Annotated in this window: 21 protein-coding genes; 13 read left to right on the top strand and 8 right to left on the bottom strand. The window is 69.2% G+C overall.

Annotated elements, in window-relative coordinates; translation table 11 throughout:
- Nucleotides 1-12: 12 nt before the first annotated feature.
- Complete coding sequence (locus tag AMYAL_RS0113785; RefSeq protein ID WP_020631893.1) at nt 13-627, bottom strand: nitroreductase family protein; 615 nt, start codon at nt 625-627, stop codon at nt 13-15.
- A gap of 81 nt (nt 628-708) precedes the next feature.
- On the opposite strand from AMYAL_RS0113785, the gene AMYAL_RS0113780 reads away from it, so the two are divergent.
- Nucleotides 709-1,368, top strand: a complete 660-nt coding sequence (locus tag AMYAL_RS0113780; RefSeq protein WP_020631892.1) for a TetR/AcrR family transcriptional regulator C-terminal domain-containing protein — start codon at nt 709-711, stop codon at nt 1,366-1,368.
- 424 nt (nt 1,369-1,792) lie between these two features.
- On the opposite strand, the gene pssA is transcribed toward AMYAL_RS0113780, so the two are convergent.
- From pssA to AMYAL_RS0113760, 3 genes are all read right to left on the bottom strand, one after another.
- Entirely contained in the window at nt 1,793-2,761 is a 969-nt protein-coding gene (gene pssA / locus AMYAL_RS0113775) for a CDP-diacylglycerol--serine O-phosphatidyltransferase (protein ID WP_020631891.1), read from the bottom strand.
- A gap of 3 nt (nt 2,762-2,764) precedes the next feature.
- Entirely contained in the window at nt 2,765-3,493 is a 729-nt protein-coding gene (locus AMYAL_RS0113770) for a phosphatidylserine decarboxylase (RefSeq protein WP_020631890.1), read from the bottom strand.
- 477 nt (nt 3,494-3,970) lie between these two features.
- Nucleotides 3,971-4,249, bottom strand: coding sequence for a GlsB/YeaQ/YmgE family stress response membrane protein (locus tag AMYAL_RS0113760; RefSeq protein WP_020631888.1), 279 nt, complete (start codon nt 4,247-4,249; stop codon nt 3,971-3,973).
- An 80-nt stretch (nt 4,250-4,329) separates the two neighbouring features.
- Here AMYAL_RS0113760 and AMYAL_RS0113755 point away from each other — a divergent pair, with 80 nt between their 5' ends.
- Nucleotides 4,330-4,893 carry a winged helix-turn-helix domain-containing protein gene (locus tag AMYAL_RS0113755; RefSeq protein ID WP_020631887.1) on the top strand — a complete coding sequence of 188 codons (564 nt, stop codon included), beginning with the start codon at nt 4,330-4,332 and terminating at the stop codon, nt 4,891-4,893.
- Nucleotides 4,890-6,212: an MFS transporter gene (locus tag AMYAL_RS0113750; protein WP_020631886.1), complete on the top strand. Its 1,323-nt coding sequence runs from the start codon at nt 4,890-4,892 to the stop codon at nt 6,210-6,212. Before AMYAL_RS0113755 ends, AMYAL_RS0113750 begins: the two co-directional genes overlap by 4 nt.
- Here the strand turns inward: AMYAL_RS0113750 and moeA are convergent.
- Nucleotides 6,127-7,320 carry a molybdopterin molybdotransferase MoeA gene (gene moeA / locus AMYAL_RS0113745; protein ID WP_020631885.1) on the bottom strand — a complete coding sequence of 398 codons (1,194 nt, stop codon included), beginning with the start codon at nt 7,318-7,320 and terminating at the stop codon, nt 6,127-6,129. The two genes, AMYAL_RS0113750 and moeA, sit on opposite strands and share 86 nt — an antisense overlap.
- 75 nt (nt 7,321-7,395) lie before the next feature.
- On the opposite strand from moeA, the gene AMYAL_RS0113740 reads away from it, so the two are divergent.
- From AMYAL_RS0113740 to groL, 5 genes are all read left to right on the top strand, one after another.
- Entirely contained in the window at nt 7,396-8,073 is a 678-nt protein-coding gene (locus AMYAL_RS0113740; protein ID WP_005164262.1) for a TIGR00266 family protein, read from the top strand.
- Between the two features lie 4 nt (nt 8,074-8,077).
- Nucleotides 8,078-8,701 carry an AIM24 family protein gene (locus AMYAL_RS0113735; RefSeq protein ID WP_020631884.1) on the top strand — a complete coding sequence of 208 codons (624 nt, stop codon included), beginning with the start codon at nt 8,078-8,080 and terminating at the stop codon, nt 8,699-8,701.
- A 114-nt stretch (nt 8,702-8,815) separates the two neighbouring features.
- A complete protein-coding gene (locus tag AMYAL_RS0113730; RefSeq protein WP_005164266.1) occupies nt 8,816-9,022 on the top strand; it encodes a cold-shock protein in 207 nt (68 codons plus the stop codon).
- Nucleotides 9,023-9,077: 55 nt separating this feature from the next.
- A complete protein-coding gene (locus tag AMYAL_RS0113725) occupies nt 9,078-10,517 on the top strand; it encodes a serine/threonine-protein kinase (protein ID WP_020631883.1) in 1,440 nt (479 codons plus the stop codon).
- A 249-nt stretch (nt 10,518-10,766) separates the two neighbouring features.
- Nucleotides 10,767-12,395, top strand: coding sequence for a chaperonin GroEL (gene groL, locus AMYAL_RS0113720; protein ID WP_020631882.1), 1,629 nt, complete (start codon nt 10,767-10,769; stop codon nt 12,393-12,395).
- A 261-nt stretch (nt 12,396-12,656) separates the two neighbouring features.
- On the opposite strand, the gene AMYAL_RS0113715 is transcribed toward groL, so the two are convergent.
- The gene (locus tag AMYAL_RS0113715; RefSeq protein WP_020631881.1) at nt 12,657-14,354 is read right to left on the bottom strand and encodes a hypothetical protein; all 1,698 of its coding nucleotides are present in this window, start codon (nt 14,352-14,354) and stop codon (nt 12,657-12,659) included.
- Between the two features lie 175 nt (nt 14,355-14,529).
- Complete coding sequence (locus AMYAL_RS0113710) at nt 14,530-14,754, bottom strand: PspC domain-containing protein (RefSeq protein WP_020631880.1); 225 nt, start codon at nt 14,752-14,754, stop codon at nt 14,530-14,532.
- 129 nt (nt 14,755-14,883) lie between these two features.
- On the opposite strand from AMYAL_RS0113710, the gene AMYAL_RS0113705 reads away from it, so the two are divergent.
- The 4 genes from AMYAL_RS0113705 (at nt 14,884) to AMYAL_RS0113690 (ending at nt 18,142) form a co-directional block, all read left to right on the top strand.
- Entirely contained in the window at nt 14,884-15,654 is a 771-nt protein-coding gene (locus tag AMYAL_RS0113705) for a nucleotidyltransferase domain-containing protein (protein ID WP_020631879.1), read from the top strand.
- Entirely contained in the window at nt 15,654-16,448 is a 795-nt protein-coding gene (locus AMYAL_RS0113700; protein ID WP_020631878.1) for a transporter substrate-binding domain-containing protein, read from the top strand. The genes AMYAL_RS0113705 and AMYAL_RS0113700 overlap by 1 nt, the downstream gene beginning before the upstream one ends.
- A gap of 79 nt (nt 16,449-16,527) precedes the next feature.
- Complete coding sequence (locus tag AMYAL_RS0113695) at nt 16,528-17,124, top strand: RlpA-like double-psi beta-barrel domain-containing protein (protein ID WP_020631877.1); 597 nt, start codon at nt 16,528-16,530, stop codon at nt 17,122-17,124.
- Nucleotides 17,125-17,233: 109 nt separating this feature from the next.
- Nucleotides 17,234-18,142 (top strand): M23 family metallopeptidase, encoded by a 909-nt coding sequence (locus AMYAL_RS0113690; protein ID WP_026467049.1) that lies wholly within the window; start codon nt 17,234-17,236, stop codon nt 18,140-18,142.
- 28 nt (nt 18,143-18,170) lie between these two features.
- Here AMYAL_RS0113690 and AMYAL_RS0113685 read toward each other — a convergent pair whose 3' ends face one another.
- Nucleotides 18,171-19,115, bottom strand: a complete 945-nt coding sequence (locus AMYAL_RS0113685) for an o-succinylbenzoate synthase (protein ID WP_020631875.1) — start codon at nt 19,113-19,115, stop codon at nt 18,171-18,173.
- A gap of 57 nt (nt 19,116-19,172) precedes the next feature.
- On the opposite strand from AMYAL_RS0113685, the gene AMYAL_RS0113680 reads away from it, so the two are divergent.
- Nucleotides 19,173-22,001: an AfsR/SARP family transcriptional regulator gene (locus AMYAL_RS0113680; RefSeq protein WP_020631874.1), complete on the top strand. Its 2,829-nt coding sequence runs from the start codon at nt 19,173-19,175 to the stop codon at nt 21,999-22,001.
- The last annotated feature ends 97 nt before the right edge of the window (nt 22,002-22,098 follow it).

Genomic DNA, 22,098 nt, shown 5'->3' with positions numbered 1-22,098 from the left:
CCGCCACCCTATCTACGCGGGCCGTTCCCAGCGGTCGAAGGACAGGATCTCACCGGCGGGTCGCCGGGCGGCCGGGGAGAAGTCGCGCTGGGTCGTGTACGCGACGGCGAGCAGGCTGATCTGCGCGACGTCGCCGGGGATCCCGAGCAGCTCCGCGACTTCGGCTTCGCGCGCGGGCAGGTGGTACGCGCACATCGAGCTGCCGAGCCCCTTCGCGCGCAGCGCGAGCTGGAAGCTCCAGATCCCTGGGTACACCGAGCCGTAGTAACCGTTCTGGACGACGGGATCCTCCGGCGGGCGGCCGATCATGCAAGGGATCGCGAGAGCCGGGACGCGTCCGAGGTTGTCGACGAGGTGGCGGGCCGACCGCATGACGGCCTCGGTCGTGAGGTGGCCGTACTTCGCCATGGTCGGGATCGCCTCGGCGCGGACGATCTTCGCGATTTCCGCGCGCAGCGCCGGGTCGCGGACGATCACCCAGCGCTGGGCGTCGAGCAGGATTCCGGCGGCGGGCGCCTGCTGCGCGACGCGAACGCAGTCTTCGAGCACTCCTTCTTCGACCGGCCGGTCGAGGTCGAGTTTGCGGCGGACCGAGCGGGTGGTGGTGAGCAGCGTTTCGGTGTCCATGACATCCCTCCAGGTGACTTACGACGTAAGCATACGATGTAAGTACTTACGGCGTAAGGGGGTGGCGGTAAACTGGGACACATGGCGCTGAGCAGGGAGAAGGTGCTCGACGCCGCGTTGCGGCTGGCGGGCGAACACGGGCTGGCCGGATTGTCGATGCGGAAGCTGGCCGCCGACGTCGGCGTAGAGGCGATGTCGCTCTACAACCACGTCGCGAACAAGGGGGACCTGCTCGACGGGCTGACCGCGCGGGTCTTCGAGAGTGTGCCGCTTCCGGGGCCAGGGCCTTGGGACGAGCGGCTCCGGGCACTCACGCATGGCTTGTACACGGCGTTTTCGCGGCATCCGGTGGTGGTGCGGGCGCTGGCGACCGATGCGGCGAATCCGCGTTCGGCGGGCTCGCTGAAGTTCATCGACGCGACGTTCTCGGCGCTGCTGGACGCGGGGCTGGACGAGCGCGGCGCCGCGCGGGGCTACCGATCGCTGATCGGGCTGGTGTTCGGCGCGGTGCTGACCGAGACGGTGGGGCTCTCCGGTGTTCCTGATGCTTCGAATGCTTCGGATGTTTCGGATGTGGAGCGGGCCGAGCCGGTGGTGGCGTGGTTCCAGCGATCGGTGACGGCGGACGCGCTGCCCTCGCTGCACCGGGCGCTGCCGTCACTGCTGGACGGCGACTGCCTGCAGGACTTCGAATTCCAACTGGACCTGGTGATCGGCGGCCTGCGCGCTTCGGTGCGCTGAGCTTCCGGGGGGGGGTCGCGCTCCTGGGCAGGTGTCGCGAAAGCCACTTTCGCGACACCTGACGTCCCGAAAGTGGCTTTCGCGACATGCGGGACCCGGCGGCCGGGTGAGCGGTATTCGCGTTTGTCCCCAGGTTGTCCACAGAGTCACCCACTTGTGGACAACCCCCGCCCCACGCCCCCGTTTCCCCCGGTCCCGTCAGGGGGGCCCGATACGCTGGGCGCGGGGCCGTCCCCCAGGGACGGGTGGGGGGTCACGTGGGGTGTCTCAGGGCGGACCGGCATTTGCCTACCTGTACCTGACCTGCGCGAAGGTGGCGCGGGCGCCGGAATCGACGGTGAAGGATTTGGGACGTTGAGTGTCCTGATTCCTTCACCGTCGCGGTCTCAGTCCGAGGGTCCGCCATGGCCTCGATAACCGCGGATCAGCGCTTCCGGAGGCCGATCCGCCGCCATGAGCGGCGACGCGGGCCACGGGTGCCGTCCCGGTCCTTGTCGGTGAGGGTGCGCGGAGTGCGCGCGACGTGCTGTTCGCCTCGTTGCAGCCGGACGCGCTGAGCGGCGCCTGCCACGACGCGCCGCAGCGGCGGGCGCAGGCCCAGCCGTCGGCGGCTCGAAGAACGCCGGATCGCACGCCGTTCCCGCGGCGGCGCCATCCACGCCTCCGGATGACCGGCCAGCCAGCGTTGCCGGTACACCGAGTACGGGATGTGCGCCAGGTACAGCACCAGCGCGATCGCCAGCGCCATCAGCGGGAACTGGATGATCGCGGCGGCCAGCAGGCCCACGCCGACCAGCAGCGGCGCGATGGCCTTCGCCGGTGCCTTCACCGTCTTCAGCGAAAGTGTCGGGATCCGGCTGATCAGCAGCGTGGCGACGGCGATCGTCCACACCCACACCGTGTACTGATGAGACCACCAGCCCTGCCCGAACTGCAGCTCCAGGATCAGCGGCAGCATCGCCAGCAGGCCACCGGCGGGCGCGGGCACACCGACGAAGAACTCGCCCGCGTACGGCGGCTGCTCGGTGTCCTCGATCAGCGTGTTGAACCGCGCCAGCCGCAAGATCATGCAGACCGCGAAGATCAGCGACGCCACCCAGCCGATCCGCTCGCCCTCCGCATGCCAGACGTACAGCACCAGCGCGGGCGCGACACCGAACGAGATGCCGTCGGACAGCGAGTCGAGCTCCTGCCCCATCTTCGACGTCGCGTCCAGCAGCCGCGCGATCCGGCCGTCCAGACTGTCGAGCACCGCGGCGATCCCGATCGACGCGATCGCCATCGGATAGTTGCCGATCAGCGCGAACTGCACCGACGAAAGACCGGCGCACAGGGCGAGCACCGTGATGGCGTTCGGCAGCAGCCGCACGCCGGGAGTGGTCACGCGGACCATGGATCAGCCTTCCGAGTGCGGCGCCGAGGGCAGCTCGGCGATCGGGGTCTCGCCGCCGATCGTGCGCTGGCCCTTCGAGACGAGGACCTTGCTGCCCGGCGGCAGGTACAGGTCGACTCGCGAGCCGAAGCGGATGATGCCGTACGTCGCGCCGACGCCGACCTTGTCACCCTCGCGGATCTCACAGAGGATGCGCCGCGCCACCAGGCCGGCGATCTGCACCACGACGAGCTCGTGACCGTCTTCGGTGCGCATGAGCACGGAGTTGCGCTCGTTGTCCTCGCTCGCCTTGTCCAGGTCCGCGGACAGGAACTTCCCCGGCCGGTACGCGACCCGCTCGATCACGCCCGACGCCGGGATCCGCTGGACGTGCACGTCGAACACCGACAGGAACACGCTCACCCGCATCCGCGGTTCGGCGGGCAGCCCCAGCTCGGGCGGCGGCACGGCCTCTTCGATCAGCGAGACCAGACCGTCCGCCGACGCGACCGCGAGGCCGGACTGGGCGGGCGGGACACGCTTGGGCTCACGGAAGAACGCCGCCGTGGCGGCCGTCGCGAGCGCGCCGACGACACCGAGGCGCTTGGAGAACCTCCGCAGCACCAGCGTCGCGGCGAGACCGCCGAACACGAACGGCCTGCCGGCCGGGTGCATCGGCGGAACGGTCTCGCGGGCCAGCTTCACGGCGTGCGCGAGGGGGTTACCAGTGGCTTCCGGCCGGTTGCCGCTCATTGGTCGGGTTCACCGCAGTTCGTGTCGGGGGGTCGGGACAGGAAGAGCCACCACGCTACCGCCCTGTCCGGGGCCGGGCCGTGGCCTCCCCCGGAAGGGTTTCCCCGGCCAGGGTGGGAGGCACCACATCCCGGTAACGGAAGGTGGAAATACGCGATAACTCTAGGTAATTGATGCCGATCATCGACCTTGAGGACCCGCGAATGCCCGCCAGCCCGGACCCCGCAGGCGAGCGACTCGCCGAGCTGTTCCGAGCCTGGAAGAGGGACATCTCGGCGGCGCCCATGCCTTCGCTCGTCGACCCCGTCCGCGCCGCCTCGCTCATCGCCGAGGCGCGAGCGTCCGGATGCATATGCCCCCCGACGGCACATGCACCCGGACGCGGCCACTGAAACTGAGCGAACGTCCCACTCTAGTGCGACAGACGCCGATGATCACCTGTCGCAAGTAAACCGTTACCAACGGTTACTCCGCTGGTCATCGGTGATAAGAGTCGTCCCGGCCGCCACGCACCAGCCGCAACAGGGCGAGCAGCACGATCGAGCCGAGAATGGCGACGCCGAAGCTGGGGAAGTCGAACTCGAACGACCGCTCGGTACCCGTCGCGAGCCGGTAGATGAAACCGCCCAGCGCCGCGCCGAGCACGCCGATCAGGATGCTGAACAGGCAGCCGCTCCGCCGGTTCGGGCCGCCCACCACGACATTGGCCAGCCACCCGGCGATGGCGCCGAACACGATCCACGAGAAGAAACCCATACCCCGAGGCTACCGACGCGGATGGAGTAGCGCGCAAGGGCACTTGTACAAGATCTCTTGTGCAACTACTGTTGTGCGTTATGGCCGACCGCGAAGTCCACGAAGTCCACGATTCGAAGGTGCTCGCCGCGATGTCGCATCCGCTGCGGCGCCGCCTGCTCGACGTCCTCCGGCTCGACGGCCCGTGCACGGCATCCGTGCTCGCCGAGCGGACCGGGCAGGCGGTCGGGAACGTCAGTCACCATCTGAAGGTGCTCGCCGCCAGCGACCTGGTCGAGGAAGTGCCGGAACTCGCCCGCGACCGGCGCGAGCGCTGGTGGCGCCGCGTGAGCTACGCGGTTTCCTGGTCGCCGTCGGACTTCCCCGACGACCCGGTCGCGGCCGCCGCCGAATCCCTCGCTCTCGAACATCAGGTCTCCGTGGCACGCCAATGGTTCGCCGAACGCGAGAGCTACCCCGAGGAGTGGCATCGGGCCGCCTTCGCCACCGACAGCTGGGCGAAGCTGTCCGTCGCCGAACTGGCCGAGCTCGAACAGAAGGTCCTCGAGCTGATCAAGTCCTACAGCGCCCGTGAGATCCCCGACGACGGCCAGGAACGCCGTCCCGTCTTCATCGCCACCCGAGCCGTCCCGGCCCGGCCGTGAGCGTCCGCGAACGCGGCGGATTGCTGCGCTCCCGTGATTTCCGGCTGCTGTGGACCGGTGAGACGACCAGTGTGCTCGGCAGCTCCATCGCCGTCGTCGCGCTGCCGCTGGTCGCGGTGGTCACCCTGCAGGCGAGCACGTTCGCGGTCGGCCTGCTGACCGCGGCCGCCTGGCTGCCGTGGCTGCTGATCGGCCTGCCCGCCGGTGCCTGGGTCGACCGATGGCCGAAACAGCCGATCATGCTGGCGTGCAACACCTTCTCCATGGTGGTGTTCCTGAGCGTCCCGGTCGCCGCCTGGTTCGGCCTGCTCACGATGACCCAGTTGCTCGTGGTCGCCCTGGCGGGCGGGGTCGCGAAGGTCTTCTTCAACGTCGCGTACCGCGCGTACTTGCCTTCGCTGGTCGACAAGGAGCAGCTTCAGGAGGCGAACGAAAAGCTGCAGGGCAGTGAATCCGCCGCGCAGATCGGCGGACCCGGTCTCGCCGGTCTGCTGGCACAAGGCTTCGGCGCGGTCACCGGAGTGCTCGCCGACGCCGTCAGTTTCGGAATTTCGGTGCTGTGCCTGCGATCCATCCGGTACCGCGAGCCCAAGCGCCCGGCAGGGACGCGCTCGCGGCTGCGGGACGAGATCCGCGAAGGCCTCGCTTTCGTCGTCCATGACCGGTACTTGCGCGTCTTCGCGCTCTTCGGCGCGGTCTCGAACGTCGCGCTCATGGGCTACCAGTCGATCGAGGTCGTGTTCCTCGCCCGCGACCTCGGGGTGGGCCCTGGCGCCGTCGGGCTGGTCCTCGCGCTCGTCGGCGCGGGCGGCGTTTTCGGCGCCGCGCTGTCCGGCAAACTCGCGGCGCGGATCGGCACCGCGCGTGCTTTCGTGCTCTGCGAGGGTTTCGGGGCGTTGATGATGCTGTTGGGCCCGCTGGCGAACGGCGGCTGGGGACTCGCCTTCTTCGTCGCCGCCGGGTTCTCGCTCAGCGCCGGGGTCGTCGGCTCGAACGTCCTCAACGCCACCTTCAAACAGCGTTACGTCCCGGCGGCGATGTTCGGCCGGGTCACGGCGAGCATGTCCGTGCTCAGCTTCGGCGCGATCGCGCTCGGCGGTCTGCTCGGCGGGATCCTCGGGGAGACCGCCGGCGTGCGGCAGACACTGGGACTGATGGCCGGGCTCGAGGTCGTCGCCGTCTTCGCCCTGCTGTTCACGCCGATCGGCCGGTGCCGGGACTTCCCGGCGGACGTCACAGCAGCAGGACGTCCACCTCGTCGCCCTGCTCGACCGAGTCGACGTCCTCCGGCAACACGATCAGGCAGTTCGCCTGTGTGAACGACGCGAGCAGATGCGATCCCGGCCCGCCACGAGGTCCGACGATCCCGGTGACCTCACCTTCGGAATGCGTGTAGAAGCCCCGCCGGAACTGACGGCGCCCGGCGGGGGACTTCATCGCCTCGGTCAGCCGGGCCCGCACCTGCTGCCGGTCGACACCGGTGTGCCCCATCGCCGCGAGCAGCGCCGGCCGCAGGAACGCTTCGAACGAGACGAGCACGCTCACCGGGTTCCCCGGCAGTGTCACCACCGGCACGCCGTTCCACCGTCCGCAGCCCTGCGGCCCGCCCGGCTGCATCGCGATCTTCCGGAACTCCACGCCCTGTCCGGTCAGCGCGTCCTTCACCACTTCGTACGCGCCCGCGCTGACCCCGCCCGAGGTCACCAGCAGATCCACGTCCGCCAGCCGGGGCTCGATCACCGCGCGGAACTCGTCCACGTCGTCGACGACACTGCGCACGACCTCGGCCTCGCAGCCGAGCGCGCGGATCGCGGACGCCAGCATGATGCTGTTCGACTCGTAGATCTGCCCGTGCCGCAAGGGTTCCGGCGCGTCGACGAGTTCGGTTCCGGTGGACACGACGAGCACCTTCACCGGCCTGAACACGGGGACCTCGGCGAGCCCGACGGCCGCCGCGAGGCCCAGTTGCGCCGGACCCAGCACCGTCCCCGCCGAAAGCGCCACCGTGCCCTTGACGACGTCTTCGCCCCGGCGCCGGATGTGCGCGTCCAGGACGGCCGTCCTGAGGATCCGGACGTCCGTCACGCCGCCGTCCGTGTGCTCCACCATCACCACCGCGTCGGCGCCGGGCGGCAACGGCGCGCCGGTCATGATCCGGTGCGCGGTCCCCGGTTCCAGTTTCCCGATCTCGACCCGGCCCGCGGGGATGTCGTCGGCGACCGGCAGCGTCACCGGCGTTTCCGCGACGTCCTCGGCGCGGACGGCGTAACCGTCCATCGCGGAGTTGTCGAACGGCGGCAGCGAAACTCCCGCGTGCACGTCTTCGGCCAGGACGAGCCCGGCGGCGGAAGCGAGCGGAAGGCGGATGACGGGGGCGTTTCCGAGCAGGCCGGTGACGGTCTCACGGTGGGCGTCGACGGAGATCACGCGGACCATCCTCCCGCCTCGGGCCCCGCATGCAACACTCTGCGCGTCACAACGAACCACCGGGGAGAAGAAGACATGCAGGTTCAGATCCGTCACCAGCCATCGTTCGCGGTGGCGAGGCTCATGCTCGCGCCAGGGGAACCGGCGCAGGTCGAGTCCGGCGCGATGATGGCGACGAGCTACGGCGTGCAGGTCCAGTCCCAGGCGCAGGGCGGCATCATGAAAGGCCTCGGCCGCGCATTCCTCTCCGGCGAGTCCTTCTTCATCTCCACCTACACCGCCCCGCAGAACGGCGGCTGGGTCGACGTCGCCGCGAACCTGCCCGGCGACATGCAGGTCATCAACCTCGACGGCCGCACCGGCTGGTGCGTCACCCGCGGCTCGTGGCTCGCGTCCTCCCACAGCGTGCAGACCGAGACCAAATGGGGCGGGCTCAAGAACCTCGTCGGCGGCGAGGGCGGCTTCCTGACGCACGCGACGGGGCAGGGCCCGCTGGTCGTGGCCTGCTACGGCGCGCTGGAGACCGTCACCCTCCAGCAGGGCGAGGTCATCACCATCGACACCGGGCACGTCGTCGCGTTCGCCGACACCGTGCAGTACCAGATCCGCAAGGTCGCCACCGGTGTCATCCAGTCGATGAAGAGCGGTGAAGGCCTCGTCTTCGACTTCGCCGGGCCGGGCCAGCTACTCACCCAGACCCGCAACCCGTCGGCGCTGTCCGCCTGGGTGATCGCCCAGGTTCCCTCCCGCTGACCGCATGCGGATCCAGACCAGGCACACCCCGAACTTTGGGGTCGCACGCGTGCTGCTGTCCCCCGGCGAGGCCGTCCAGGCCGCCGGGGACACCATGCTGGCCAGCAGTTTCGGCATCACCGAAACCGTGCCCGCACGCGGCGGCTCCCGTGCGGGCAAGACCGCGCCGTCGGTGTTCAACGCGCCCGAGGGCGGCGGCTGGATCGACTTCGCGCCGCTGACCGCCGGAGACGTCTACCCGCTGGAATTCACCGGCGGCGCGGGCTGGTGCGTCAGCCGGGACGCGATCCTCGCCCGGCCGGCGACCATCCGGCAGGACCCCGGCTGGGCGCCACTGCAGAAGCTCTTCGGCGCCGATTCCGGTTTCCTGGAGCACTACAGCGGAAGCGGCCCGCTCGTGCTGGCTGCCCAAGGCCCTGTCGACGCCTTCGAGCTCACCGCCGGCGAACTCGTCACCGTGCGGCCGGACTTCCTGCTGGCCTACCCGGACACCGTGCAGTGCCGTCTGCGCGCCGTCGACCAGTCCGGTCCGCAGTCGGTCCGCACCGGCGAAGGGCTCGCGCTCGACTTCGCAGGACCAGGACGCGTCCTTGTGCAAGCACGCAATAGGCGGCTTTCTCGCGGGTGACCTTGGGACGAATTGAGCATTGCCGCCGCCGGTAATTCGGGTAGCGTGAACTGCACTCCAAACCGCCGTCCGGGGCAGACGAGGCCGGCGGGTCCCGTGCTGAGGGAGGGCGCCGTGGCAGTCGGCACCGTCAAATGGTTCAACTCGGAAAAGGGCTACGGATTCATCGAATCCACTGAAGGGCCCGACGTCTTCGTCCACTACTCGGCCATTCAGGCCGATGGATTCCGGACGCTCGACGAGGGCGATCGCGTGGAATTCGAGGTCCAGTCCGGCCGTGACGGGCGGAGTCAGGCGGCAGACGTACGCAAGGTCTCCTAGGGAACTTCGGACGACCCCCGGCAGCCTCGGGAACTGGCGCGTTAGGCTGCGCTGCGTGACAGGCGATGAGTCGGGGGACCTGACCGGTCGCCGGCTGGGCAACTACCGCATCGACGGTGTGCTCGGCAAGGGCGGCATGAGCGTGACCTACAAGGCCACGGACGTGCGGCTCGGACGCAAGGTGGCACTGAAGGTCATCGGTGATCACCTCGGGGCCGACGCCGAGTTCCGCGAACGCTTCGTCGACGAGGCGCGGAACACGTCCGCGATCGACCATGCCAACGTCGTGCCCTTGTACGACTTCGGCGAGCTCGAAGGCATGCTCTACATCGCCATGCGGATGGTCGACGGCGGGGACCTCGCCGGGCTGATCTCCGGCGGCCCGATCGCGCCCGTCCGCACGCTGACCATGCTCGACCAGGTCGCGGACGCGCTCGACACCCTGCACAACCGGGGGCTCGTGCACCTCGACGTCAAACCGGCCAACGTCCTGGTCACCAGCAAGGAGACTTCGCGCGAGCACGTCTACGTCGCCGACTTCGGCCTCACCCGCCGCGGCGCCACCGGCCACCGGACCCGCGGCGGCGACTTCCTCGGCTCGCCCACCTACGCGGCCCCCGAGCACCTGCGCGGCGAGCCGCTCGACGGCCGCACCGACCAGTACGCGCTCACCTGTGTCCTCTATGCCTGCCTGACCGGCAGCCCGCCCTTCAAGGGCGACGTGCAGACCGTCATCAAAGGGCATCTGAACGGCGAACCCCCGGCCATCTCGCGGATCGTCGGCGTACCCGCCGGGATCGACGAGGTCGTCCGCAAGGGAATGGCGAAGAATCCCGCCGATCGCTACCCCAACTGTGTTGAGATGATCGCGGCCGCCAGGCGTGCCCTGGGTCCGCTCGCGGCTTCGAACGAGCCTCCGGGTCCGCCAGGGCAGGCGGCCGCGACCGTCCAGCAGGCGGCGGTACCGCCGCGGCAGAACACGCCGCCACAGGGAGAGGGAGGCCCCGTGCACCCGTACGGAGGACAGCAGCCCGGCTACGGCCAGCAGGGGCCGGGACCGCAGGGGCCGCCGCCTCAGGGACCGCCGCCCGGCTACGGGCCCCCGCCTCAGCAGGGTGGCTTCCAGCAGGGCGGCTATCAGCAGGGTCCGCCTCCTGGCTATGGCCCGCCGCCGCAGCAAGGCGGGTTCCAGCAGCAGGGTGGCTTCCAGCAGGGCCCGCCCCCCGGTTACGGTCCGCCGCCGCAGCAGGGCGGGTTCCAGCAGCAGCCCAAGAAGGGCGGCGGCGCCAAGTGGATCTGGATCATCGTCGGCGTCCTCGTGGTCGCGGGCGCGATCGTGGCCGCCATCCTGATCTTCGGCGACTCGAGCAGCGGCAACGGCCCGCAGACCACCGCGCCGAACATCCCGGTCGGCCCCGGCAACTCGGAGTCGCAGGCCCCCGGGTCGTCGGCCAAGGCTCCGCCGACGTCGATCTCGATCAAGCCGAGCAACTGAGACGGCACCCCGCTGACCTGCGGTTCTTGCACTCGACCCTGGAGAGTGCTAAACACGGCATTGGCACTCGACGCCGTCGAGTGCCAGGCAGGCGGTCACCGACCGCTCGCCTGAAGGTCGGGACGGTGAGGCCGCACCCTTGATCGGGTGGGTCGTCCGTCGCGGGCACCGAGCCTGGCCGAGGAAGAGTCCTGCCGCCGCGCTGTAGCAGGCGTGCGGCGGCGCCCAATACCGGAGGACCACACCGCAATGGCCAAACTGATCGCGTTCGACGAGGACGCCCGCCGCGGTCTTGAGCGCGGCTTGAACATCCTCGCCGAAGCCGTCAAGGTGACCCTCGGCCCGCGGGGCCGGAACGTCGTGCTCGAAAAGAAGTGGGGCGCGCCGACGATCACCAACGACGGTGTCTCCATCGCCAAGGAGATCGAGCTCGAGGACCCGTGGGAGAAGATCGGGGCCGAGCTCGTCAAGGAAGTTGCCAAGAAGACCGACGACGTCGCGGGTGACGGCACCACCACCGCCACCGTGCTCGCCCAGGCTCTCGTCCGCGAGGGTCTGCGCAACGTCGCCGCCGGGGCCGACCCGATCAGCCTGAAGCGCGGCATCGAGGCGGCCGTCGAGGCCATCACCGAGCAGCTGCACAAGGCCGCCGTCCAGATCGAGACCAAGGAGCAGATCGCCGCCACCGCGTCGATCTCCGCCGCGGACCGCACCATCGGCGAGCTCATCGCCGAGGCGCTGGACAAGGTCGGCAAGGAAGGCGTCGTCACCGTCGAGGAGAGCAACACCTTCGGGCTCGAGCTGGAGCTCACCGAGGGTATGCGCTTCGACAAGGGCTACATCTCCGGTTACTTCGTGACCGACCCGGAGCGTCAGGAAGCCGAGCTCGAGGACCCGTACGTCCTCCTCTTCGGTTCCAAGATCTCCACCGTCAAGGACGTCCTGCCGCTGCTGGAGAAGGTCATCCAGTCCGGCAAGCCGCTGCTGATCATCGCCGAGGACGTCGAGGGCGAGGCCCTGGCCACCCTGATCGTCAACAAGATGCGCGGCACCTTCAAGTCCGTCGCCGTCAAGGCGCCTGGCTTCGGTGACCGCCGCAAGGCGATCCTGCAGGACATCGCGATCCTGACCGGTGGCCAGGTCATCTCCGAGGACGTCGGCCTCAAGCTGGAGAACGCGGACCTTTCCCTGCTGGGCAAGGCGCGCAAGGCCGTCATCACCAAGGACGAGACCACCATCGTCGAGGGTGCGGGCGACGCCGACCAGATCCAGGGTCGCGTCAACCAGATCCGCGCCGAGATCGACAACTCGGACTCGGACTACGACCGGGAGAAGCTCCAGGAGCGTTTGGCGAAGCTGGCCGGCGGCGTGGCCGTCATCAAGGCCGGTGCCGCCACCGAGGTCGAGCTGAAGGAGCGCAAGCACCGCATCGAAGATGCAGTGCGCAACGCCAAGGCCGCCGTCGAAGAGGGCATCGTCGCCGGTGGTGGCGTCGCTCTCATCCAGGCCGCCGAGGCCGCCTTCGCCGGTCTGAAGCTCGAGGGCGACGAGGCCACTGGTGCCAACATCGTCAAGGTCGCCGTCGAGGCGCCGCTCAAGCAGATCGCGATCAACGCCGGCCTCGAAGGCGGCGTCGTGGCGGAGAAGGTCAAGTCCCTCCCGCAGGGTCACGGCCTCAACGCCGCCACCGGTGTCTACGAGGACCTGCTCGCCGCCGGCGTGCCGGACCCCACGAAGGTCACCCGCTCCGCGCTGCAGAACGCCGCTTCCATCGCGGCGCTGTTCCTGACCACCGAAGCCGTCGTGGCGGACAAGCCGGAGAAGGCCTCGGCCGCTCCCGCCGACCCGTCCGGTGGCATGGGTGGCATGGACTTCTGAGTTCGAGCCCTCAACACCGGAAAGCCCGGACGCGCCTCGCGCGTCCGGGCTTTTCCTTTGCCGGGAAGCGAGGGCCGGGCTCCGGTGTGCTCCGGCGGAAAGGCGGGCGGTGTTGCGAAAGCCACTTTCGCAACCTTCAAGGTTGCGAAAGTGGCTTTCGCAACACCGCATGGTGGGGCCGCGTGCCTGGCGTCCCGTAGCGAGAGCCTCGTGAGTGGCGCCTGGCGTCCCGTAGCCCAGCGGCCACCCGCGTGACGCGGTCTAGCGTTGCCCGTCCACCGAGTACTTGGCGCCTTGCTGACGGCGGTCCTTCTCGTACGGGTCGACGGAGGTCGGCTCCGAAGGCTTCCTCGGTTCGAGGTTGGTCCGGTCGGTTCCGGCCGCTTCCTTCGTCGGGTTCTCCCTTTCGACCGTCTCCGGATTGGGGTCGATCTTGTTCCTGCCCTTGGTGGCGTCTTCCCACTCCGCGAACATCTTCTTGAGATCGTCCGACAGCTCGCCGTCCGTTTTCGCGTAGGCTTCGGCGGCCTTTCGGAGCTGCTCGCCGGCGAGCAGGAACCGGGCGCAGCTCGTCCTCATGAACTGCTCGACGGCGTCGCGGATCTCCAAGGTCGAGTCGTCGCCCGTGCACGTCTGTTCGTCGCGGCCCGCGAGGTGCCGGTCGGCGCGGTCGGCCTCGGCGAGGATCCGCAGCTGCGCCGAATAGCTTTCGGCCGCCTCGAAGCAGGTTTGCGCCACCCGCAGGAGGAAGTGGACCTCGACCCTGATCCCCTTGTACTTCGCGCGGTCGGTCACGTTCGGCAGCGTGTTCGCGGTGAGGTCGTACAGTTCGAGGTTGTAGCTGTGCACCCCCGCGATCGCCTTCTGCAGAGCCATCACGTCCCCGCCGAAGTCGGACTCGAGGCCGCTCAACGCGTTGTGTTCGTCCTGGAGCGAAGTGGTGAGCCCCTGCAGGATGTCCTGGAGTGACGCGGCGTTCTGCTCGACGGTGAGTCCCTCGATGATCCCGCCGACGAAGCCTGCCAGGGTCAAGACGGCGCCCGCCGGGCCGAGAATCTTCCCGCCCGCCTCGTCGACGGTCTTCACGACCTTGCTGAGTTTCGCCCCCGCGGACAGCAGGTTGCTCACGATCCCGTGGATCGCGCTCGCCCGATCGATCTTGCTCAGGATCGAGTCCGCGGTGAAGACCTTGAGGGTGACCTTTTCGTCCAGTTTCTTGGTGGCCACGTTGAGCCGTTTGACGATGTTGAGCCGGGTCGCCTGGATCGTCGCGGCGCGCGTGGAGTACAAGGTGGAGAGGCTGGCGAGGATGAGCGACTGGTTCAGCATGGTCGGCGCGATCGAGGCGAAGAACCCGTCCCTGAAGGACTTCGCGGCGAGCCCGGTCCACTCGATGAACCAGTCCTCGTCCCCGCTGGTCGCCCCGTCCAGCCACTCGACGTTCTGGACGACCGCGCCCTGCCCGAGCAGCTCGGTCACCCGCCCGTTCTTGTCCTGGAAGCCGAGGTTGCCGGCGACGTTCAGGAACGTGTTGTGGGCGGCTTCTAGCTTCGCGAGATCAGGCCCCTCCAGCTGGGGGACGAACTTGGCGACCTCTTGGCGCCGGTTCCAGGCCAGCCGTTCGATCTGGGCCAGGTTCCGTTCGACATGGCACTCGACCTTCTTCTGGGTCTGCGGGTTCCAGCCGTCGCAGTGGACGTCCTTGTAGTGGCCGGGCATCCCGTCCTCGACCCACGTGAGGTATCCGCACTCGTCTTCGCCGTGCGACAGATGGCCGTACGATTCGACGTGCCACTGCCAGGCCCAGGGTTCCGCCGAGCACGGGACGGCGGGCGAGAGACTCGCCATGGCGTCGACGGCGTCTTCCATCCAGCGCTTGGTGAGCGCCTGGTGGAAGTCGTTCAGCGCGTCCTCCAGCATCCGCTTGTACTCGCTGAGGCTGAGATAATTGTCGGCCATGGAGGCCCCCGCTTCCGCTCCCTGTGACAAAGGCAAGGGAAGTGTAACGGTGCTGCCGTGATTTCGCGGCAGAACGACGGAAAGGGCCCGGACATCCCCATGTCCGGGCCCTTCTTCCATCCCCCTGCCCCCGATGGCGGACGCCGCGTCCCCTGCGCGCGACGTCCGCCAACGATCAGGATTCGCCCGGCTGCTCCGGAGTCAGGAGCCACGCGGCGGCGTAGAGCGGGATCGCGAATCCGGCGGTGAAGAAGACGCCCGCCACGAGGGCGATGCGCAGGATCGCGGCGTCGACGCCGAGGTAGGCGGCCCAGCCGCCGGCGACGCCCGCGAGCATCTTGTCGGTCCGGCTGCGGTAGAGCTTCTTGGTGGACTGGGGGGTGTACACGCTGTTCGTCATGGCTCGATGTTCGCCCGTGACCGACCCCTGGCACATCGGGGAACGGCCCCGACCCGACCCTGGAATCCGACCCTGAGACACCCGAAAACCGGATGCCCTCCCGGCGTCGCCGCGGGTACAACTTCCCGTGTGAAACACGACAGCCCCGAATTCGCCGCCATCGCCGAGCAGGGCACGATCCTGCGCTGCCAGGTCGGGTCCGGGCTGCACGGCACCGCCGTGCTCGGCCAGGACGACCGGGACGAACTCGGCATCTGCATCGAGCCGCCGGACCACGTGATCGGCCTGAAGCGGTTCGAGCAGTACATCTTCCGCTCGCAGCCCGAAGGCGTCCGATCCGGTCCCGGCGACCTCGACTTGATCGTCTACTCGCTGCGCAAGTGGATGCGTCTCGTCCTCAACGGGAACCCGACCGTCCTGCTGCCGCTGTTCGCGCCGGAGTCCGAGATCGTGGCGATCGACGAGCTCGGCGCCGAACTGCGCGAGAACGCGCACCAGATCGTCTCGCGCGTCGCGGGCCTGCGGTTCCTCGGCTATTCCCGCGCACAGCGCGAGCGGATGCTCGGGCTGCGGGGCAAGGACGGGCGGCCGGAGCTGATCGAGAAGTACGGCTTCGACACGAAGTTCGCCATGCACATGGTGCGCCTCGGCGTGCAGGGCGTGGAGCTGCTGGAGACCGGGCGGATCACGCTGCCCGTTCCCGAGCCGTGGCTGAGCTGGCTCCGCGATCTGAGGCAGGGCAAGAAAACCCGCGAGGAAGCGCTGGAAGCGGCCGAGTCCCTCGAGCGACAGCTCGAAGAGCTGGTGCGCGGATCCTCGCCGCTGCCGGAGGCGCCGGACACGGAATGGGCCGACGCTTGGCTCGTGCAGGCCTACCTGAGGGCGTGGAAGATGCCTTGATGACGATCAAGGCGAAAGCGCTCACGTTCGGGGTCGCGGTGCTGACCGTGCTGGGAATCGGCACGGCCGGTGCCGCGCCCGAAGGCCATGGCGCGCAGAGCAGGCTCGACGTCGTCCAGGCGCGCGGCGAGCTCCGCGTGTGCTCGACGGGGGACTATCGCCCGTTCACCCATCGCGACGCCGCAGGCGGGTGGAGCGGGATCGACATCGACCTCGCGGGCGATCTCGCGTCGAGGCTCGGTGTCCGGCTCCAACTGGTCCAGACCACATGGAAGGCGATCGCCGACGACGTCGGGCGGAAATGCGATCTGGTGATGGGCGGGGTGTCGGTGACCCTGGACCGGGCGAAGAAGGGTTTCTACACCGTTCCCTACCTTCGCGACGGCAAGACCCCGATCACCTTGTGCGAGAACAAAAAGCGCTTCCAGACGCTGGCGGAGATCGATCAGCCGGGGGTGCGGGCGATCGTGAATCCGGGCGGTACCAACGAACAGTTCGCCGACGCCAACCTCGACCGCGCGACCATCGTGCGGCATCCGGACAACACCACGATCTTCGCCGAGATCCTGGCGGGCCGCGCCGATCTGATGATCACCGACGCGACCGAAACCCGTTGGCAGGCAAAGCAGAACCCGCGACTGTGCGCGGTGCATCCCGACCGGCCGTTCACCTTCTCGGAGAAGGCGTACCTCCTGCCCCGCGACGTCGTGTTCAAGGAATGGGCCGACCAGTGGCTGCATCTCGCGCTGAACGACGGCACCTACGCGCGCATCGCGAAACCGTGGCTCGGCTGAAAATCGGTTTGAACCACTTCCGTCATCCGGCCGTATCACCGGATGTGGGTGAGGAGGAACCAGACCGGAGGAAACACGGATGATGAACAGCGCCGGGAAACACCGCAAGCGCGCGACGATCGGTGTCGCGTCCGTTCTCGGGGTGGCCGCCATCGCCGCGGCGATGTTCGCGATCAGCACTCCGGACGGGCAGGCCGCGGAAAGCTGCCAGGGACTGGACACCGCCCTCCGGAACAACCTCACCTTCATCGCGGGGCAGCGAGCGGATCCGGACGCGCTGTCCGAGGCGCGGATCGCGAACCGGCAGGCCGTCGTCGACCTCATCGAGCAACGCCGTCAGGCCGCCGGATGCATCGGGGACGTGCAGGCCGATGAGGGGAAGCAGGCCGAAGGCATGGCCGAGGAGAAAGCCGTCGACGCCGGAGCTGGCGAGGTCGTCTGCGAGGGCTCCACGGTGACGCTGTCCGGCGAAAGCGGAGCACCCGCCGCGTCCAGCAGCGAGTTCCCCGCGGGCACCAAGCTGAAGGTGACGAACCTGGACAACGACAAGTCCACGACCGTCGAGGTCACCGGTGCTTCCGGTAGTTGCGCGCTGCTGAACAACGCGGCCTTCGAGCAGGTCCGGGAGCCAGGGAAGTTCCTGATCCGCCGCGCCGTCATCGAACGGGTCGGCTGAGCCGCGGGCCCTCCTGGACCCCTCGGCCGGGAGGGCCCGCGGCTGTTTGTATCTCACTTGTATGCCCTTTCGGGACGCTTCTCGCGAAACGCCGAGAAAGGACATTCCGATGAGACTCAGACGAGTGGTCACCGCGGCCGCCACCGCCTTGCTGGGCATGGCCGGGCTGGCGATCACCGCGACGTCGGCCGAAGCCGCCGTCGGGCCGCGTCCCAACTTCCAGCTCCCGTTCCCCTGCAACCAGGTGTGGAACGGCGACAACGACAACAGCAGCGCGCACAAGGCCTACGAAATCGACTTCAACCGCGGCGGTTCCGCGGACGCGGACCTCGGCGACACCGTCGTCGCGGCGGCCGCGGGCAAGGTCGTCATCTCGGCGCACCAGGGTTCGACCAACGGGTTCGGCAACCTGGTGAAGATCGACCACGGTGGGGGATGGTCGACCTACTACGCGCATCTGAAGGTCCGCTCGGTCGCGCTCGGCGCGCAGGTCGCGCAGGGGCAGAAGATCGGCGAGGTCGGCAACACCTCCAAGCCGGGCAACAACATCAGCCCGCACCTGCACTACGAGGTCCGCACCAACGACTCGTCATGGCCGAGCAACATCAAGCCCGCGTACTTCAACGGCGTGAAGTTCGGCTACCCCAACGCCAACGTGACCTCCAAGAACACCTGCGGCGGCACCGGGAACCCCAACCCGTACGACGCCATCGAGGTGTGCGGCGACGGCTACAAGGTGATCGACTCGCAGGCGCTCGGCAGCGCCGCGACCACGTACCTGTTGTACAACGGCACGAGCAAGAACAACTGTGTCACCACCATCAAGTCCGCCTCGGTCGGCACGGCCAGCGCGGTCTCGGCCTTCCTCGAAGTGGAAGGCGCGGCCAGGAAGACCGATTCCGGCAGCTTCGAGTACTACGCGGGCCCGGTGAGCGCGGCCGCGGGCGCGAAGTGCGTCAAGTGGGGCGGCTCGGCGGGTTCGTCCAGCTACGAATCCCCGCTGGAACACTGCGGCTGATCCCTCCCGGACGCTGTGAACGGACCGTTCACAGCGTCCGGAGGTGCGCGCGGACGCGGGTGAAGCGGGCCTCCCAAGCGGCCCGGACGTCAGGAGCGGCGGCGTGCGCGGCGAACAGACCGGGGGCGGGGGCCTGGCGCGGCACCGGCAGTCGTCCGTCCACAGGGGACAGTGAAGCTTCGCAGACATCCCCCGTCAGCAAGGACATCGTGCCCAGACCGCAGGCGTAGTCCAAAGTGGGCAGCGCGCCCGCGAGCGCCAGTCCGGCGGCGAGCCCGATGCTCGTCTCGACGGCGGAGGACACCACGCACGGCAGCCCGCAGGCTTCGGCGACTTCCAGCGCGCGCCGGACCCCGCCCAGCGGCGCGACCTTCAGCACGGCGATGTCGGCCGCTCCCGCCACGGCCACCTTGAGCGGGTCTTCGGCGCGGCGGATCGATTCGTCCGCGGCGATCCGCACCCCGACCCGGCGCCGGACGTCGGCCAGTTCTTCGATCGACGGACACGGCTGCTCGACGTATTCGAGCCCGCCCGCCGCGCGGTCGAGTTCGCCGATCGCCTTGACCGCGGTGTCGACGTCCCAGGCCATGTTCGCGTCGACGCGAACCGCGCCGCGCGGGCCCAGCGCGGCCCGCACCGCCTCCACCCGCGCGCAGTCCTCGGCGAGGCTCACCCGCGGGTCGGCGACCTTGACCTTCGCCGTGCGACAGCCCGACGCGGACACGAGTTCGTACGCCTTCTCCGGGGAGACCACCGGGACGGTCGCGTTCACCTCGACGCTGTCCCGCACCGGCGACGGCCACCCGCGTTCGGTCGCCTCCAGCGCGGACGCGAGCCACGGCGCGCTTTCGGCGTCCGAGTAGTCGGAGAACGGGCAGAATTCGCCCCAGCCCGCTTCGCCGCGGATCAGCAGTCCTTCACGGACCGTGATGCCGCGGAACCGTGTGCGCAGGGGGATCGCGTAGACGTCCATCGACGTCGATCATGCCACCGGCGGAATCACGTGCCGTTTCACCCGATTGCGGACAGAATGAGCGGCGTGGCACTCGACTTTCGCGTGCTGGGCCCCACCGAGGTCACAGCCGACGGGCTGCCGGTGCCCTTGGGCGGCAGCAGGCCGCTCATCGTGCTGGCAGGCCTGTTGCTGCGCGCGAACACGGTGGTGCCGGTCGAGGAGCTGGCCCGCTGGCTGTGGCCGGATGACCGGCGGCGGTCCAAGGGCGCCCTGCAGACCTACGTCCTGCGGGTCCGCCGCGCGCTCGGCGACGAGGTCACCATCCGCACCGAACGCGGCGGCTACCTGCTCGAACTCGACGAGAGCCTGCTCGACCTGGCCCGGTTCCGCGCGCTCGCCGCGGCGGGGGCGGAGTCCGCGGCGGACGGCGACCTGCGGCAGGCCGCCGATCGGTTCGCCGCCGCGCTGTCCGAATGGCGTGGCCCGGCGCTGCAGAACGTCCACTCCGAAGCGCTGCTTCGGGACGAAGCCGATCAGCTGGGCGAAGAGCGGCTGCGCGTCCGTGAGCAGTGGGCGGACGCGCTCATCGCGCTCGGCGATCACGCCACCGTCGTTCCCGAGCTGACCAGGCTGTGCCGCGAGAACCCGCTGCGGGAGCGGCTGCACGAGCAGCTGATGATCGCGCTCTACCGTTCGGGCAGGCAGGCCGAGGCGCTGAACGTCTACCGCCGCATCGGCGCGGTGCTCGCCGAAGAACTCGGCCTCGATCCCGGCGCGTCGTTGCAGCGGGCACACCAGGCGATCCTGACCGGTGAAGAGTCCATCGAGACCACATTGGACTCCGGGCTGACGCGGTACCGGCTCGGCGCCGAACCGCTGATCCCACGTCAGCTCCCGGCGGATCTCCGCGTGTTCTCCGGCCGTCAGCGCGATCTCAAGGCGCTGCACGGACTCGTCCCGGAAGCCCTGGACACCGAGCGGTCGACGTCCATCGCGTCGATCGAGGGGATGGGCGGTATCGGCAAGACGACGCTCGCCGTCCATTTCGCGCACGAGGTCGGAGAACGCTTCCCCGGCGGTCAGGTGTACCTCAACCTGCGCGGATACGGTCCGGGGGAGTCTGTCGAGGCCGCCACCGCGCTCGAGACCATGCTCGTTTCCGTCGGCGTCCCCGCCGACCGGATCCCCGCCGACGTCGACGGCCGCGCGGCCACCTGGCGCAGCTACAGCGCCGGACGCCGGATGCTGATCCTGCTCGACAACGCCGCGAGCACCGAGCAGATCCGGCCGCTGCTGCCCGGACCCGGTTGCCTGGTGCTGGTGACCAGCCGCTGGCAGTTGCAGGCGCTCGTGGCGACCCACGGCGCGCGGCGCGTCGCGCTGGAGGAACTACCGCACGAGGACGCGATCGCCCTCGTCGCCTCCACGATCGGGCTGGACAGGGTCGCCGAGGACCCCGAGGCCACCGAACGGTTCGTCCGGTACTGCGGCGGGCTGCCGCTGGCCATCCGGATCCTCGCGGTGCGCGCGGCACAGTTCCCGGACCTGCCGCTACGGGAGTTCGTCCGGCTGCTGGAAGCCGAACAGGACAGGCTGGGCTCGTTCGACCTCGCCGACGGCGACGAGACGAACATCCGGGCCGTCTTCTCGTATTCGTACCGGGCGCTCGACGAACGGGCCGCGCGGATGTTGCGGCTGCTCGGCCTGCCGACCGGCGGCGACTTCAGTGTGCCCGCGGCCGCGGCGGTGGGCGGGGTCGACATCGCGGAAGCCCACGCCGACCTGGCGAAACTGGCCTCCGCGCACCTGATCGCGCGGTCGAGGCTCGGCCGGTACCAGTTCCACGACCTGATCCGCGCGTACGCGGCCGAACTCTCGGCGAAAATCGACGGGCCCGAGGCGCGGACGGAAGTGCTGGACAGGCTGCTCCACGCGTCACTGGCGTCCGCGCTGAACGCGTCGAGGCTCCTGCGTTCGGACCGGCACTACCGGCTCGTCGAGCCGGAGCGGTTCGACGGCGCGGGGCTGAAGTTCGGGCACTACGAACAGGCGCTGGACTGGTTCGACGAGGAGGCGGGAAACCTCATCGCCGCGGTGAACGTCGCGTACCGGGAGCGGCGGTACCGGGAGTGCTGGCAACTGGCGTGGCTGCTGCAGTCGTACTTCATCGTGCGGGCCCGGCTGGAGGACTGGCGTTCGGTGTTCGGCATGGCGCTCCGCGCCGCCCGCGACCTGGGGGACCGCTCCGGCGAGGCCGCCATCCTCAGCGGGCTCGGCGTGGCCTGTGGAGTCGCCCGCCAGTACGAGGACAGCATCGTCTACCTGAAGCAGGTCGTCGAACTGCAGCGGCAGGTCGGGGACCGGCAGGGAGAAGCACGTGCCCTCTACAACCTCACGCTGGCCAGCCAGGACCCCGATACGGGCTGGGAGTACGGGACGCGCGCGTTGCGGCTCATCCGCGAGTCCAACGTCGGCTCCGGTATGGAGGCCAGCGCTTTGCAGGCGCTCGGCGACATCTGCACCCAGGCCGGCCGCTTCGAGCAGGCGCTCGACTTCGCCGACCAGGCACTGGCCCTGGAGGCGCACGCGCTGCCCGACGAAGCCCGCTTCACCCTGCACACCAAGGGAACCGCGCTGGTCGGGCTCGGCCGCCACGACGAAGGCATCGCCTGTATGAAGCGGGCTGTCGAGATGTTCTTCGCCCACGGCGAGCTCTACGAAGCGGCCGACGTGCTGGCCCAGCTCGGCGGAATCCATCTGCGGTTCGGCGATCCCTCGTCGGCACGCGAGTGTTGGCTGCGTTCGGTGCGGGTGCTGACCGAGCTCGCGCATCCGGACGCCGAGGACGTCCGGACGAAGCTCGCGTCGCTCGTCGGCGAAGCGGTCAAAGCCGAACAGGTGTGAGCGAGGCACGGGCGCCCGGCGTGCCGACCCCCAGATCGCAGCACGCGAGTACGCCCGTGACCTCGCGTACCACTTAACAGGACACCGCTCACTGTGC

It is taken from the genome of Amycolatopsis alba DSM 44262, from assembly GCF_000384215.1.
GTDB classification, from domain to species: domain Bacteria; phylum Actinomycetota; class Actinomycetes; order Mycobacteriales; family Pseudonocardiaceae; genus Amycolatopsis; species Amycolatopsis alba.
This window is presented reverse-complemented; position numbering and strand designations above follow the sequence as displayed.

What these genes read in the sequence shown, in the direction of transcription:
- AMYAL_RS0113690 (WP_026467049.1), top strand. Translation starts at nt 17,234, where the DNA reads ATGAGACTCAGACGAGTGGTCACCGCGGCCGCCACCGCCTTGCTGGGC.
- AMYAL_RS0113760 (WP_020631888.1), bottom strand. Translation starts at nt 4,249, where the DNA reads ATGGGTTTCTTCTCGTGGATCGTGTTCGGCGCCATCGCCGGGTGGCTG.
- AMYAL_RS0113780 (WP_020631892.1), top strand. Translation starts at nt 709, where the DNA reads ATGGCGCTGAGCAGGGAGAAGGTGCTCGACGCCGCGTTGCGGCTGGCG.
- AMYAL_RS0113700 (WP_020631878.1), top strand. Translation starts at nt 15,654, where the DNA reads ATGACGATCAAGGCGAAAGCGCTCACGTTCGGGGTCGCGGTGCTGACC.
- AMYAL_RS0113755 (WP_020631887.1), top strand. Translation starts at nt 4,330, where the DNA reads ATGGCCGACCGCGAAGTCCACGAAGTCCACGATTCGAAGGTGCTCGCC.
- AMYAL_RS0113695 (WP_020631877.1), top strand. Translation starts at nt 16,528, where the DNA reads ATGATGAACAGCGCCGGGAAACACCGCAAGCGCGCGACGATCGGTGTC.
- AMYAL_RS0113785 (WP_020631893.1), bottom strand. Translation starts at nt 627, where the DNA reads ATGGACACCGAAACGCTGCTCACCACCACCCGCTCGGTCCGCCGCAAA.
- groL (WP_020631882.1), top strand. Translation starts at nt 10,767, where the DNA reads ATGGCCAAACTGATCGCGTTCGACGAGGACGCCCGCCGCGGTCTTGAG.
- AMYAL_RS0113740 (WP_005164262.1), top strand. Translation starts at nt 7,396, where the DNA reads ATGCAGGTTCAGATCCGTCACCAGCCATCGTTCGCGGTGGCGAGGCTC.
- AMYAL_RS0113735 (WP_020631884.1), top strand. Translation starts at nt 8,078, where the DNA reads ATGCGGATCCAGACCAGGCACACCCCGAACTTTGGGGTCGCACGCGTG.
- pssA (WP_020631891.1), bottom strand. Translation starts at nt 2,761, where the DNA reads ATGGTCCGCGTGACCACTCCCGGCGTGCGGCTGCTGCCGAACGCCATC.
- AMYAL_RS0113710 (WP_020631880.1), bottom strand. Translation starts at nt 14,754, where the DNA reads ATGACGAACAGCGTGTACACCCCCCAGTCCACCAAGAAGCTCTACCGC.
- AMYAL_RS0113685 (WP_020631875.1), bottom strand. Translation starts at nt 19,115, where the DNA reads ATGGACGTCTACGCGATCCCCCTGCGCACACGGTTCCGCGGCATCACG.
- AMYAL_RS0113770 (WP_020631890.1), bottom strand. Translation starts at nt 3,493, where the DNA reads ATGAGCGGCAACCGGCCGGAAGCCACTGGTAACCCCCTCGCGCACGCC.
- AMYAL_RS0113715 (WP_020631881.1), bottom strand. Translation starts at nt 14,354, where the DNA reads ATGGCCGACAATTATCTCAGCCTCAGCGAGTACAAGCGGATGCTGGAG.
- AMYAL_RS0113680 (WP_020631874.1), top strand. Translation starts at nt 19,173, where the DNA reads ATGAGCGGCGTGGCACTCGACTTTCGCGTGCTGGGCCCCACCGAGGTC.